At 68.7% G+C, this 14,013-nt stretch carries 14 protein-coding genes; all 14 read left to right on the top strand.

Features of this window, described 5'->3' with window-relative positions; translation table 11 throughout:
* Positions 1-209: 209 nt before the first annotated feature.
* The 14 genes from rho (at position 210) to ACIA8E_RS01500 (ending at position 13,952) form a co-directional block, all read left to right on the top strand.
* On the top strand, positions 210-2,270 hold the full coding sequence (gene rho, locus ACIA8E_RS01565; RefSeq protein WP_399293065.1) for a transcription termination factor Rho: 2,061 nt from the start codon (positions 210-212) through the stop codon (positions 2,268-2,270).
* 368 nt (positions 2,271-2,638) lie between these two features.
* Positions 2,639-3,742 (top strand): LCP family protein, encoded by a 1,104-nt coding sequence (locus tag ACIA8E_RS01560; RefSeq protein WP_399293063.1) that lies wholly within the window; start codon positions 2,639-2,641, stop codon positions 3,740-3,742.
* Positions 3,743-3,924: 182 nt separating this feature from the next.
* Positions 3,925-4,149: a 50S ribosomal protein L31 gene (gene rpmE / locus ACIA8E_RS01555; RefSeq protein WP_399293061.1), complete on the top strand. Its 225-nt coding sequence runs from the start codon at positions 3,925-3,927 to the stop codon at positions 4,147-4,149.
* Positions 4,150-4,337: 188 nt separating this feature from the next.
* The gene (gene prfA / locus ACIA8E_RS01550; RefSeq protein ID WP_399293059.1) at positions 4,338-5,414 is read left to right on the top strand and encodes a peptide chain release factor 1; all 1,077 of its coding nucleotides are present in this window, start codon (positions 4,338-4,340) and stop codon (positions 5,412-5,414) included.
* Between the two features lie 42 nt (positions 5,415-5,456).
* Positions 5,457-6,302 carry a peptide chain release factor N(5)-glutamine methyltransferase gene (gene prmC / locus ACIA8E_RS01545; protein ID WP_352301373.1) on the top strand — a complete coding sequence of 282 codons (846 nt, stop codon included), beginning with the start codon at positions 5,457-5,459 and terminating at the stop codon, positions 6,300-6,302.
* Between the two features lie 61 nt (positions 6,303-6,363).
* Positions 6,364-7,011, top strand: a complete 648-nt coding sequence (locus tag ACIA8E_RS01540; protein ID WP_114246670.1) for an L-threonylcarbamoyladenylate synthase — start codon at positions 6,364-6,366, stop codon at positions 7,009-7,011.
* Entirely contained in the window at positions 7,008-7,649 is a 642-nt protein-coding gene (locus tag ACIA8E_RS01535; RefSeq protein ID WP_030915954.1) for a low molecular weight phosphatase family protein, read from the top strand. The genes ACIA8E_RS01540 and ACIA8E_RS01535 overlap by 4 nt, the downstream gene beginning before the upstream one ends.
* 97 nt (positions 7,650-7,746) lie before the next feature.
* Positions 7,747-9,012: a serine hydroxymethyltransferase gene (glyA, locus tag ACIA8E_RS01530; RefSeq protein WP_399293056.1), complete on the top strand. Its 1,266-nt coding sequence runs from the start codon at positions 7,747-7,749 to the stop codon at positions 9,010-9,012.
* A gap of 92 nt (positions 9,013-9,104) precedes the next feature.
* Positions 9,105-10,490, top strand: a complete 1,386-nt coding sequence (locus ACIA8E_RS01525) for an MraY family glycosyltransferase (RefSeq protein WP_399293054.1) — start codon at positions 9,105-9,107, stop codon at positions 10,488-10,490.
* Positions 10,491-10,753: 263 nt separating this feature from the next.
* Complete coding sequence (locus ACIA8E_RS01520; protein ID WP_030971539.1) at positions 10,754-11,191, top strand: hypothetical protein; 438 nt, start codon at positions 10,754-10,756, stop codon at positions 11,189-11,191.
* A gap of 210 nt (positions 11,192-11,401) precedes the next feature.
* On the top strand, positions 11,402-12,238 hold the full coding sequence (gene atpB, locus ACIA8E_RS01515) for a F0F1 ATP synthase subunit A (protein ID WP_399293776.1): 837 nt from the start codon (positions 11,402-11,404) through the stop codon (positions 12,236-12,238).
* Between the two features lie 73 nt (positions 12,239-12,311).
* The gene (locus ACIA8E_RS01510) at positions 12,312-12,551 is read left to right on the top strand and encodes an ATP synthase subunit C (RefSeq protein ID WP_005311859.1); all 240 of its coding nucleotides are present in this window, start codon (positions 12,312-12,314) and stop codon (positions 12,549-12,551) included.
* Between the two features lie 43 nt (positions 12,552-12,594).
* Positions 12,595-13,140, top strand: coding sequence for a F0F1 ATP synthase subunit B (locus ACIA8E_RS01505; protein ID WP_313939220.1), 546 nt, complete (start codon positions 12,595-12,597; stop codon positions 13,138-13,140).
* Complete coding sequence (locus tag ACIA8E_RS01500; RefSeq protein WP_030971533.1) at positions 13,137-13,952, top strand: F0F1 ATP synthase subunit delta; 816 nt, start codon at positions 13,137-13,139, stop codon at positions 13,950-13,952. The genes ACIA8E_RS01505 and ACIA8E_RS01500 overlap by 4 nt, the downstream gene beginning before the upstream one ends.
* Positions 13,953-14,013 lie beyond the last annotated feature (61 nt).

Genomic DNA, 14,013 nt, shown 5'->3' with positions numbered 1-14,013 from the left:
ACGCTCCGGAACCGGCACGACACCCCTCGCTTGTCCAGGAGTGGGCCGAGCAGGGGGATGCTCGCGTCGGACCCTTGCACATTCATCTCTCCGCCGTACCCGGCGGACCACCGCCCCGGCACGGTCCGCAAGATCCAAAGACCGCAGTCGGACAGCACAACCGGTCGCCGAGCCAGAAGGCCGACGTCCGCTCCAGGGAAGGACCCTTCGTGAGCGACACCACCGATCTGATGGGCGTGACTGCCGACAAGACCGTCGACAGCTCCGCGCCCGCCGAAGGTGCTGCCACTGGCACCACCGCACGGCGCCGCCGCTCCGGCACCGGCCTCGATGGCATGGTCCTGGCCGAGCTGCAGCAGGTCGCGTCCGGCCTCGGCATCAAGGGCACTGCGCGGATGCGCAAGAGCCAGCTGATCGAGGTCATCAAGGAGGCGCAGGGCGGCAGCGCTGCGCCCAAGGCTGCCGCAGCGCCCCACGCCGCGGACGCCGAGACCAAGCCGAAGCGCCGCGCCACCTCCAAGGCGCGCACGGGGGACGAGTCCGCCGCCGAGCCCGCCGAGAAGGCCACGGCCCAGCAGCAGATCGACATCCCCGGGCAGCCGGCCAGCGACGACCAGCCCACGGGTGAGCGTCGTCGGCGCCGTGCGACCGCGCAGGCGGGCAGCCCGGACGTCAAGGCGGAGCCCAAGGCCGAGGCCAAGGTGGAGACGCAGGCCGAGCCGAAGGGCGACGACCGCGCCGAGGCGAAGGCCGAAGCCGCCGTGGACACCGCCGAAGGCCGCCGTGGCGACCGCGGTCAGCGTGGCGACCGCGGTGAGCGTGGCGACCGCGGCGACCGCCGTGACCGTCAGCGCGACCGCCGCGGCAAGGGCGACGAGCAGGGCGGTGGCCAGGGCCAGCAGGGCGGCCAGCGCCAGCAGCGCCAGGGCCAGGGTCAGGGTCAGGCCCAAGGCCAGGGTCAGGCCCAAGGCCAGGGTCAGGGCCAGCAGGGTGGCGGCGGACCGCAGGACGACGGTTACGACGACGAGGCAGGCGGCCGTCGCGGTCGCCGTGGCCGCTACCGCGACCGCCGTGGCCGTCGTGGCCGCGACGACTTCGCGAGCGACGCGCCGCCGGTCTCCGACGACGACGTCCTGATCCCCGTCGCGGGCATCCTGGACATCCTGGACAACTACGCGTTCATCCGGACCTCCGGCTACCTGCCGGGCCCGAACGACGTGTACGTCTCGCTCGCCCAGGTCCGCAAGAACGGCCTGCGCAAGGGTGACCACGTCACCGGTGCGGTGCGCCAGCCCAAGGACGGCGAGCGCCGCGAGAAGTTCAACGCGCTGGTCCGCCTCGACTCGGTCAACGGCATGGCCCCGGAGAGCGGCCGCGGCCGCCCGGAGTTCCAGAAGCTGACCCCGCTGTACCCGCAGGACCGGCTCCGTCTGGAGACCGACTCCAACGTCCTGACCACGCGGATCATCGACCTGGTCGCACCGATCGGCAAGGGCCAGCGTGGTCTGATCGTGGCCCCGCCGAAGACCGGCAAGACCATGATCCTGCAGGCGATCGCCAACGCGATCACCGTCAACAGCCCCGAGTGCCACCTGATGGTCGTCCTGGTCGACGAGCGTCCGGAAGAGGTCACCGACATGCAGCGGTCGGTGAAGGGCGAGGTCATCTCCTCGACCTTCGACCGTCCCGCCGAGGACCACACCACCGTCGCCGAACTGGCCATCGAGCGCGCCAAGCGTCTCGTCGAGCTGGGTCACGACGTGGTCGTCCTGCTGGACTCGATCACCCGCCTCGGCCGCGCGTACAACCTCGCGGCCCCGGCATCCGGTCGCATCCTGTCCGGTGGTGTCGACTCGACCGCGCTGTACCCGCCGAAGCGCTTCTTCGGTGCCGCGCGCAACATCGAGGACGGCGGCTCGCTGACCATCCTGGCCACCGCGCTCGTCGAGACCGGCTCGCGCATGGACGAGGTGATCTTCGAGGAGTTCAAGGGCACCGGCAACATGGAGCTCAAGCTCGACCGGAAGCTCTCGGACAAGCGCATCTTCCCGGCGGTGGACGTCGACGCGTCCAGCACCCGTAAGGAAGAAATCCTGCTCGGCAGCGACGAGTTGGCGATTGTCTGGAAGCTGCGCCGGGTGCTGCACGCACTCGACCAGCAGCAGGCGATCGAGTTGCTCCTGGACCGGATGAAGAAGACCCAGTCCAACGCGGAGTTCCTGCTCCAGATCCAGAAGACGACGCCCGCTCCGGGCAACGGCAACGACTGACGTCGTACCGCTCAGGCAGTCGTCACAGGGCCGCCCCCGTCACCTCGGTGACGGGGGCGGCCCTGTTCCGGTGCATCGATTTCCGGCCTTTCGGCAGATCCGCCCGATCCGAGACCTTCGCCACACGGCGACGATTCCGCCGGCGGCCCCGGCGATGCCTGTAACAGGCAAGAAACCGCAGGTGAGCGCGGAATCACCGGCCGTTCCCCGCCGTCGTGCGCGGCTTCCGTCCTCACCCGGTCGCGACAGGGTGCTGTGCAACCCTTTTTCGAGCCACCACGTCGTACTCATAGCGACAAAGCGACAGAACCAGTGCCCGAACACCACTGCAGGGGGTAGCCGGGGGCAGGTGAGGATCGAGGAGACGGATGACCGGGCAGAGCGGGAGCAACGGCCGAATACGCGGCACCGGCAAGCGCCGGAAGGAGCCTGCCCGCCGCCGCAGGGCGTGGGTCATAGCCGCCTGGACCGTGGCCGGTGTGGTCGTGGTGGGTGGCACGGGTCTGGGGTACGCGTACTTCAAGCTCAACGGAAACCTCAAGGCCGTCGACATCAACGCCGCGCTCGGCAAGAACCGCCCGGCCGATGTCGACAACGGCTCGCAGGACATCCTCGTCCTCGGCTCCGACTCCCGCTCCGGCGCGAACTCCGAGTACGGCAGGGACGAAGGCGCCGCCCGCTCGGACACCGCGATGGTCGTGCACCTCAATCAGGGCCACAGGACCGCGAGCGTCGTCTCCATTCCGCGCGACACCCTCGTCACCCGCCCCGACTGTACGAGCGACACCAGCGGCGCGACCGTGCCGGGCGAGCAGCGCGCGATGTTCAACACGGCGTACGAGGTCGGCGGACCGGCCTGCGCGGTCAAGACCGTCGAGGCGATGTCCGGTATTCGCATGGACCACTACCTCGAAGTCGACTTCACCGGCTTCAAGAAGCTCATCGACCAGCTGGGCGGCGTCAAGATCACCACCACACAGGCGATCAACGACTCCAAGAGCCATCTGAATCTGACGCCCGGCACCCACACCCTCGACGGAGAGCAGTCACTCGGCCTGGTCCGCACCCGCAAGAGCGTCGGTGACGGCAGCGACCTCGGCCGTATCCAGCTCCAGCAGGCCTTCATCAAGGCACTGATGGAACAGGCGAAGACCGTGGGGGTGTTCTCCGACCCGAAGACGCTGTTCGGCCTCGCGGACACGGCGACCAAGGCCATCACCACCGACTCCGACCTGGGTTCGGTCAAGGAGCTCACGGGCTTCGCCAACGGCCTCAAGGGGCTCGGCTCGAGGAACGTCCACATGGTCACGCTGCCCGTGCAGTACGACCCGGCCGACCCGAACCGCGTCGTACCGCTGGAGAAGTCCGCACAGCAGGTGTGGACCGCCCTCAAGCAGGACAAGCCGATCCCCGCCTCCGCCATCGAGAAGTCGGCCGGCGACAAGGGCGGTGCGGGTCAGGTCGTCCGGTAGGACCATCACGGTCCGGTGACCCGGAGTGCGCGGAACGTTCCGGAACGCTCGGGAATAGTTGCGGCCCGCTCCCGGTTTTGGGAGATACGGCCGGTCCTGGCAGACTGGTGCGTCGGCCCCGGTTCACGGATGCGCAAATCCGCGCGTACGACCCGGCGCCCTCCCGAACCTAGGAGACACCCTTGAAGCGCGACATCCACCCCGAGTACGTCGAGACGCAGGTCAGCTGCACCTGTGGCGCGTCGTTCAGCACGCGGTCCACCATCGACGGCGGCGCCATCCGTGCCGACGTCTGCTCCGAGTGCCACCCGTTCTACACGGGCAAGCAGAAGATCCTCGACACCGGTGGCCGTGTGGCCCGCTTCGAGGCCCGCTTCGGCAAGGCTGCAGGCTCCGCCAGCAAGTAGCGAGCCCTTGCGCCGGTTCTCGGCGCCCTCTTCCCGGGGGCGCCGAGACCGGCGTTTTTTCCGGTCGGGGGGTACGGGCCCGTCCCCGCACCCCCGTCCGGACAGCACCCCGCCGTACAGCAGGCACGTCGAAGTCACTTTCCCGAGCTCTTGATGAGCAGGGGATACCCCACACCCAGGAGCCCCCGATGTTCGAGGCGGTCGAGGAACTGATCGGCGAACAGGCCGATCTTGAGAAGAAGCTCGCGGATCCCGCGGTCCACGCCGACCAGGCCAACGCGCGCAAGCTCAACAAGCGCTACGCCGAGCTGACCCCGATCGTCGGTACGTACCTCTCCTGGAAGCAGACCGGGGACGACATCGAGACCGCCCGCGAGCTCGCGGCGGAGGACCCCGACTTCGCCGCCGAGGTGAAGGACCTGGAGAAGCAGCGCGAGGAGCTCACCGAGAAGCTTCGCCTCCTCCTGGTCCCGCGCGACCCCAGTGACGACAAGGACGTGCTCCTGGAGATCAAGGCGGGCGCGGGCGGCGACGAGTCCGCCCTGTTCGCCGGCGATCTGCTGCGCATGTATCTGCGGTACGCCGAGCGCGTCGGCTGGAAGACCGAGATCATCGACTCCACCGAGTCCGAACTCGGCGGGTACAAGGACGTCCAGGTCGCCGTGAAGACCAAGGGCGGCAACGGCGCCACCGAGCCCGGCCAGGGTGTGTGGGCCCGGATGAAGTACGAGGGCGGCGTGCACCGCGTGCAGCGGGTGCCGTCCACCGAGTCCCAGGGCCGTATCCACACGTCGGCAGCCGGTGTGCTCGTCACGCCCGAGGCGGAGGAGGTCGACGTCGAGATCCACGCCAACGATCTCCGTATCGACGTCTACCGCTCCTCGGGCCCCGGCGGCCAGTCCGTCAACACGACGGACTCCGCCGTCCGTATCACGCACCTGCCGACCGGTGTCGTCGCCTCCTGCCAGAACGAGAAGAGCCAGCTCCAGAACAAGGAGCAGGCGATGCGTATCCTGCGGTCGCGACTGCTTGCCGCGGCTCAGGAGGCGGCCGAGCGGGAAGCCTCGGACGTCCGGCGCAGCCAGGTGCGTACCGTCGACCGTTCCGAGAAGATCCGTACCTACAACTTCCCGGAAAACCGGATCTCGGACCACCGCGTCGGATTCAAGGCGTACAACTTGGACCAGGTGCTCGACGGTGAACTGGACGCAGTCATCCAGGCCTGCGTCGACGCCGACTCCGCTGCCAAGCTCGCCGCCGCATAAGCAACGCCCCGCCCCGCCCGTGAAACCGTACGGAGAACCGCGATGAACCTGCTGCTCGCCGAGGTGGCCCAGGCCACCCAGCGGCTGGCCGACGCCGGTGTACCCTCACCGCGATTCGACGCGGAGGAGCTCGCCGCGTTCGTGCACGGCGTCAAGCGGGGCGAGCTGCACAATGTGCCGGACGCGGACTTCGACGCCCGGTACTGGGAGGCCGTCGCCCGCCGCGAGGCCCGCGAGCCGCTCCAGCACATCACCGGTCGCGCCTTCTTCCGCTACCTGGAGCTCCAGGTCGGCCCCGGTGTCTTCGTCCCCCGCCCGGAGACCGAATCGGTCGTCGGCTGGGCGATAGACGCCGTCCGTGCGATGGACGTCGTCGAGCCGATGATCGTCGACCTCTGTACGGGATCGGGCGCCATCGCCCTCGCCATGGCCCAGGAGGTGCCGCGCTCGCGCGTGCACGCCGTGGAGCTGTCCGAGGAGGCCCTCACCTGGACGCGGAAGAACGCCGAGGGGTCCAGGGTCACCGTGCACCGCGGAGACGCTCTGACGGCCCTTCCCGAGCTCGACGGCCAGGTCGACCTGGTCATCTCCAACCCGCCGTACATCCCGCTCACCGAGTGGGAGTACGTGGCACCCGAGGCCCGTGACCACGATCCGGAGATGGCGCTCTTCTCCGGCGAGGACGGCCTCGACACCATCCGCGGCATCGAACGCACCGCACACCGTCTGCTGCGGCCCGGCGGTCTCGTCGTCATCGAGCACGCCGACACCCAGGGCGGTCAGGTGCCGTGGATCTTCACCGAGGAGCGGGGCTGGGCCGACGCGGCCGACCACCCCGACCTGAACAGGCGACCCCGGTTCGCCACGGCCCGCAAGGCCATGCCGTGACCGGCGCCCCGCACGCGCACCCGCACGACCCGTACCCGTACACGCTTGAGGAGGCCGGCTGATGGCACGGCGATACGACTGCAACGACGCGACCGACCGTACGACGGGTCTGCGCGAAGCCGCGTCCGCCGTGCGCCGCGGCGAACTGGTCGTGCTGCCCACCGACACCGTCTACGGGATCGGTGCGGACGCCTTCAGCTCCGAGGGCGTCGCCGACCTGCTCGACGCCAAGGGCCGCGGCCGCAATATGCCCACCCCTGTCCTGATCGGCTCCCCGAACACCCTGCACGGCCTGGTCACGGACTTCTCCGAGCAGGCCTGGGAGCTCGTCGACGCCTTCTGGCCCGGCGCCCTCACGCTCGTCGCGAAGCACCAGCCGTCGCTCCAGTGGGACCTCGGCGACACCCGCGGCACCGTCGCCATCCGGATGCCGCTGCACCCGGTCGCCATCGAGCTGCTCACCGAGGTCGGTCCGATGGCCGTCTCCAGCGCCAACCTCACCGGACACCCGGCTCCCGAGGACTGCGACGCCGCCCAGGAGATGCTCGGCGACTCCGTCTCCGTCTACCTCGACGGCGGCCCGACCCCCGGCATCGTGCCGTCCTCCATCGTCGACGTCACCGGGAAGGTGCCGGTACTGCTGCGCGCCGGTGCGCTCTCCGTCGAGGAACTCCGCAAGGTGGTACCAGACCTCGAGGTGGCCAATTGACCGCCCCTGAGGGGCGTGGCATAGCGGGGCGGACCGACACTTTCCGCATCCTCCACGTCAGCACCGGCAACGTCTGCCGCTCGCCGATCACCGAGCGGCTGACCCGGCATGCCCTGGTGGACCGCCTCGGCGATCCGCTCAGCGGCGGCCTGATCGTGGAGAGCGCCGGCACCTGGGGGCATGAAGGCGCCCCCATGGAGGCCAACGCCGAGATCGTCCTGGCCGACTTCGGCGCCGACGCCACCGGCTTCGTCGGCCGCGAACTGCTCGACGAGCACGTGATCCGCGCCGACCTCGTCCTCACCGCCACCCGTGACCACCGCGCCCAGGTGATCTCGATGGGTCACTCGGCCGGCCTGAGGACGTTCACGCTCAAGGAATTCACCCGGCTGGTCCGGGCCATAGACCCCGCGACGCTGCCCGACCCGCGTGACGAGGGCGTCGTCGAACGCGCCCGCGCGCTGGTCCGCGCGGCAGCCGCGCTGCGCGGCTGGCTGCTGGCCCCCACGGCCGAGGCCGACGAGGTGTACGACCCCTATGGCGCCCCGATCACGTTCTTCCGCTCCGTCGGCGACGAGATCAACCAGGCTCTCGAGCCGGTGGTCACCGCGCTGACGGGCGTGCCGGCCCCGCACTGACGCGTCCGGGGGCAGCGCGCAGCAGGCAGCGAGCCGGGTACTGACCTACCTTGGATCTGACGCCAGCGCACCCCCACCCCAGGCCCGGAGCCGTCAGATGTCGGTCACCACCCCCGCCGCACCCTCCTCCGCCCACGTCACCGCCCTGCCGCAGGGCTTCGCAGCCCTGATCCGGGAGGACCCGGAGATCGCCGATGTGCTGCTGGGGGAGCTGAACCGGCAGTCGACCACCCTGCAGCTGATCGCCGCCGAGAACTTCACCTCGCCCGCGGTCCTTGCCGCCCTCGGCTCACCGCTCGCCAACAAGTACGCCGAGGGATACCCCGGCGCCCGCCACCACGGCGGCTGCGAAATGGCCGACGCCGCTGAACTCATCGCCGTCCAGCGGGCCACCACGCTCTTCGGTGCCGAGCACGCCAACGTCCAGTCGCACTCCGGCTCCTCGGCCGTCCTCGCGGCGTATGCGGCGCTGCTGCGCCCCGGCGACACGGTCCTCGCGATGGGACTCCCGTACGGCGGACACCTCACCCATGGCTCGCCGGCCAACTTCTCCGGCCGCTGGTTCGAGTTCATCGGCTACGGGGTCGACTCCGACAGCGGTCTGATCGACTACGAGCAGGTGCGCGCCCTGGCCCGCACCCACCGGCCCAAGGCGATCGTCAGCGGCTCGATCTCGTACCCCCGTCACCCCGACTACGAGGTGTTCCGCGAGATCGCCGACGAGGTCGGCGCGTATCTGATCGCCGATGCCGCGCATCCGATGGGGCTGATCGCCGGAGGAGCTGCGCCCAGTCCCGTCCCGTATGCCGATGTGGTGTGCGCCACCACGCACAAGGTGCTGCGCGGGCCGCGCGGCGGCATGATCCTTTGCGGCTCGGAGCTGGCCGAGCGGATCGACCGGGCCGTCTTCCCCTTCACCCAGGGCGGGGCGCAGATGCACACGGTCGCCGCCAAGGCGGTGGCGTTCGGGGAGGCGGCGACACCGGCGTTCACGGGGTACGCCCACCAGGTGGTGGCCCATGCGCGGGTGCTGGCGGCCGGTCTGGAGGCCGAGGGCTTCGAGGTGACCACCGGCGGCACGGACACCCATCTGATCGTCGCGGACCCGGCGCCGCTCGGCGTCGACGGCCGTATCGCCCGCGAGCGGCTCGCGGCTGCGGGCATGGTGCTGGACACCTGCGCGCTGCCGTACGGGGACGCCCGGGGCATCAGGCTCGGCACCGCCGCCGTCACCACCCAGGGAATGGGCGACGCCGACATGGCGCGGATCGCGGTGCTCTTCGGGGCGGCCGTACGTGAGGAAGGCGACGTCCGCGCGGAGGTAAAGGAACTGGCAGGGAAATATCCCCCCTATCCGGGGTAGACGTGGCACGTGCAACCATCAGCCGTACCTCCTTGTCCTCAACCATGAGGCCGACGTAGTTAAGGTGTGGGCTGAGATGGCCGGCGATATCTGTGGGGCAGCCCGTGCGTGATTACTTGCTGACACTGTGTGTCACGGCCGCGGTGACCTATCTGCTGACCGGTCCGGTGCGGAAGTTCGCGATCGCGGTCGGGGCGATGCCCGCGATCCGTGCGCGTGACGTGCACCGGGAACCGACACCGCGGCTCGGTGGCATCGCCATGTTCGGCGGGCTGTGCGCCGGACTGATCGTCGCGGACCATCTGTACAACCTCGACGGCGTCTTCCAGCTCTCCAACGAGCCGCGGGCGCTGCTCTCCGGCGCCGCCCTGATCTGGCTGATCGGCGTCCTCGACGACAAGTTCGAGATCGATGCACTGATCAAGCTCGGCGGGCAGATGATCGCCGCCGCGGTCATGGTCATCCAGGGTCTGACGATCCTCTGGCTGCCGATCCCCGGCATCGGCACGGTCGCCCTCACCCAGTGGCAGGGCACGCTGCTCACCGTCGCACTGGTCGTCATCACGATCAACGCGGTCAACTTCGTCGACGGCCTGGACGGCCTGGCGGCCGGCATGGTGTGCATCGCCTCCGCCGCGTCCTTCCTCTACACGTACCGGCTCTGGTACGGGCACATGATCGAGGCGGCCGCCCCCGCGACGCTGTTCACCGCGATCCTGATGGGCATGTGCCTCGGTTTCCTGCCGCACAACATGCATCCCGCCCGGATCTTCATGGGCGACTCCGGATCGATGCTGATCGGCCTCGTGCTGGCGGCCGGCGCGATCTCCGTCACGGGCCAGGTCGACCCGGACGCGATGAAGCTCTTCGCGGGCAGTGAGCGCGAGGCGACCCACGCGATGCTGCCGGTCTTCATCCCGCTGCTGCTGCCGCTGACCATCATCGCGATCCCGGCCGCCGACCTGGTGCTGGCGATCGTGCGGCGTACCTGGAACGGTCAGTCGCCGTTCGCGGCGGACCGCGGCCATCTGCACCACCGGCTGCTGGAGATCGGTCATTCGCACAGCAGGGCCGTGCTGATCATGTACTTCTGGTCCGCCCTGATCGCCTTCGGGACGGTCGGCTACTCCGTGCACTCGGCGTCGCTGTGGATCGTGCTGGTCATCGTGGGGCTGAGCGCGGTGGGCCTGGTCCTGCTGCTGATGCCTCGCTTCACTCCGCGCGCACCGCGCTGGGCGGAGCGCTTCGTGCCGCCTCGTTACCGCCGCCGGGGCCACCATGGCGAGGAGCCGGGGGCGGGGCTCTCATCTGCGTACGGGACCCAACAGGAGCCCAGGGAAACGCAGATGGGGCAGGATGCGGGCGAGCCCCAGGGGCGGCGCCCGGTCGTCGCGGGAGTCTCCGGCGTCAACGGAGCGACCGCGATCGGCCCCCGTTCGCGTCTCCCGGAGAGACACAAAGCCGATACGGCCCGCTAACGATTCGGGCACCGAAGGGCATTACCAGACAAAGCGTTGAGTTGCCTTGCTCACACGCGCGGGTTAACTCTCATGTGTGACAGCGACCACACTTTCTTGGTAAAGACCTCATCAAATAGTTTGTGATACCGTTCACTAAGCCCGGTGACGGAGCCGAAGGAGCCTAGTGAGACGCTCCATCGGGCCCGAGGCATCGACTCGAACCGGGCCTACGCTCGTCCATGACGACACACTGCCCACCCCCTGCAAGCGGAGCTGCCGCCATGCCGTCCAACGACGTCCGGACTCTCCTTCAAGCCGCCGTACCCACCGCTGTCGCCGGCGCTGTTGCCGCCGCCATCAGCGGTGGCGTTGCCGGTGGCAAGGGAGCCTTGGGCGCGGTCGTTGCGACGATCGTGGTGATCCTCTTCATGGGGATCGGCCTCATGGTCCTGCAACGGACCGCGAGGTCCCTGCCCCACTTGTTCCAGGCGATGGGGCTGATGCTGTATACAGCCCAGCTTCTGCTGCTGTTCATCTTTGTTGCCGCATTCAAGAACACGACGCTGTTCAACCCGAAGGCCTTCGCGATCACGCTGGTTGCGACGACTCTCGTGTGGATCGGCGCACAGGCGCGTGCGCACATGAAGGCCAAGATCCTTTACGTCGAGCCCGAGTCCCACCAGGGCGACAAGCCCAAAAACACGGGCTCGCAGACGTGAAAGGTAGGGGCGGAATAAGTGCACGTTCTGGACCCTGCTATCGTCCGGTTCCAACTGCGGCACTGCGGGCGCGGGCATGTGAGCTGACGCCTGCTCGATCGCGAGGCTCAATGCCTGACTGCCGCTCACACATCCGTAACACCAGTCCAGTGCCGAACCGCGGCTGCGCGCCGCGCCGACACAACGAGGTTGCCGTACCTATGCGCCACGCTGAAGGAGCCCGCGGTGAGTGCTGACCCGACACAGGTGCTCGCCTTCGAGACCGATTGCCACATCTTCGACGGTTGTGGTTTCCCGGCACCCGGCCTGCACTCGTTCCTGTTCGAGCCCCTCTGGGGCGACGCGGACAGCAACCTGTACTTCAACAAGCCGATGCTGCTGGCCCTGCTCGGCTCGATCATCGTCGTCGGTTTCTTCTGGGCCGCCTTCCGTAAGCCGAAGGTCGTCCCGGGCAAGCTGCAGATGGTTGCCGAGAGCGGCTACGACTTCATCCGTCGCGGCATCGTCTACGAGACGATCGGCAAGCGTGAGGGCGAGAAGTACGTCCCGCTCGTTGTCTCGCTGTTCTTCTTCGTCTGGATGATGAACCTCTGGTCGATCATCCCGGTCGCGCAGTTCCCGGTGACGTCGATCATCGCGTACCCGATCGTGCTGGCTCTGATCGTGTACGTCCTGTGGGTCAGCCTGACCTTCAAGCGGCACGGATTCGTGGGCGGCTTCAAGAACATCACCGGCTACGACAAGTCGCTCGGCGCGGTGCTCCCGCTGGCCATGCTCATCGAGTTCTTCTCGAACCTGCTGGTCCGCCCCTTCACCCACGCGGTGCGACTCTTCGCGAACATGTTCGCCGGTCACACCCTCCTGCTGCTGTTCACGATCGCCAGCTGGTACCTGCTCAACGGCATCGGTATCGCTTACGCCGGCGTCTCGTTCGTGATGGTCATCGTGATGACCGCGTTCGAGCTCTTCGTCCAGGCGCTTCAGGCGTACGTCTTCGTACTCCTGACTTGCACCTTCATCCAGGGCGCGCTCGCCAAGCACCACTGAGCATCTCGCGCTCCGACCCTTATTCGTCCGGTGGCCAACCCCCACCGGTCCTTGAAAGAGAAGGAAGACTGGCATGTCCCAGACCCTCGCCGCTGTCACCGGCGACCTGAAGGCTCTCGGCTCCATCGGTTACGGCCTCGCCGCCATCGGTCCCGGCGTCGGCGTCGGCATCATCTTCGGTAACGGCACCCAGGCTCTCGCCCGCCAGCCCGAGGCTGCCGGCCTCATCCGCGCCAACCAGATCCTCGGCTTCGCCTTCTGTGAGGCGCTCGCCCTGATCGGTCTGGTCATGCCGTTCGTCTACGGTTCCTGATCTTCAGGCCGACGGACAGTAAACCGAGACGAAAGGCACTGATGTGAACCCCCTGGTTCAGCTCGCGGCCGAAGAGGCGGAAAACCCGCTCATCCCGCCGATCCCTGAGCTCGTCATCGGCCTCATCGCCTTCCTGATCGTCTTCGGATTCCTCGCCAAGAAGCTCCTCCCGAACATCAACAAGGTTCTGGACGAGCGTCGCGAGGCCATCGAAGGCGGTATCGAAAAGGCCGATGCGGCCCAGACCGAGGCCCAGAGCGTTCTTGAGCAGTACAAGGCTCAGCTCGCCGAGGCCCGTCACGAGGCCGCGCGCCTGCGCCAGGAGGCACAGGAGCAGGGCGCCGTGATCCTGCAGGAGATGCGGGCGGAAGGCCAGCGGCAGCGCGAGGAGATCATCGCTGCCGGCCACGCCCAGATCGAGGCCGACCGCAAGGCTGCGGCCGCCGCGCTGCGTCAGGACGTGGGCAAGCTCGCCACCGACCTGGCCGGCAAGCTCGTCGGCGAGTCCCTCGAGGACCACGCCCGGCAGAGCGGCACCGTCGACCGTTTCCTCGACGAGCTCGAGGCGAAGGCCGAGGCTGTCCGATGAACGGCGCGAGCCGCGAGGCACTGGCTGCCGCACGTGAGCGTCTCGACGCGCTGACCGACAGCACGTCGGTCGACGTGGCGAAGCTCGCCGAGGAGCTGGCCGCCGTCACGGCGCTGCTCCAGCGCGAGGTCTCACTGCGGCGGGTCCTGACCGACCCGTCGCAGGCCGGTGAGGCCAAGGCGGAGCTGGCCGGACGGCTGCTGCGCGGTCAGGTGGGCGGCGAGACCGTCGACCTGATCTCCGGCATGGTCCGCTCCCGCTGGTCGCAGTCGCGTGACCTGGTCGACTCGGTCGAGGAGCTGGCGAACACCGCAGACCTCACCGCCGCCCAGCGCAGCGGAGACCTCGACGACGTCGAGGACGAGCTGTTCCGGTTCGGCCGGATCGTGGCTTCCGACAAGGAGCTGCGCGCCGCGCTCACCAACCGGTCCGCGTCCACCGCCGCCAAGGGCGAGCTGCTGCGCAGCCTGCTCGGCGGCAAGGCGCGGCCCGTCACCGAGCGCCTCATCGTGCGGCTTGTGACCCAGCCCCGGGGACGTAGCCTGGAAGCGGGACTCGAGTCCCTCTCCAAGCTTGCCGCGGAGCGCCGGGACCGCATGGTCGCCGTGGTCACGTCGGCAGTGCCGCTGAGTGATCAGCAGAAGCAGCGCCTCGGTGCCGCACTGGCGAAGATCTACGGTCGGCCGATGCACCTGAATCTCGATGTGGACCCGACGGTCCTCGGCGGGATCGCGGTGCGGGTCGGTGACGAGTTGATCAACGGCACCATCGCGGAGCGCCTCGACGAGGCGACCCGTCGCATGGCCGGCTGACGCAGCGCAGCAACAGAACAAGCAAGACCAGCGGCCCGGTTGGGCCGTGCAGAAATTGCAG

The sequence above is a fragment of the Streptomyces sp. NPDC051664 genome (assembly GCF_044453545.1).
Lineage (GTDB): Bacteria > Actinomycetota > Actinomycetes > Streptomycetales > Streptomycetaceae > Streptomyces.
The sequence above is the reverse complement of the archived record's forward strand: the minus strand, read 5'-3'. Positions and strand labels throughout refer to the sequence as shown.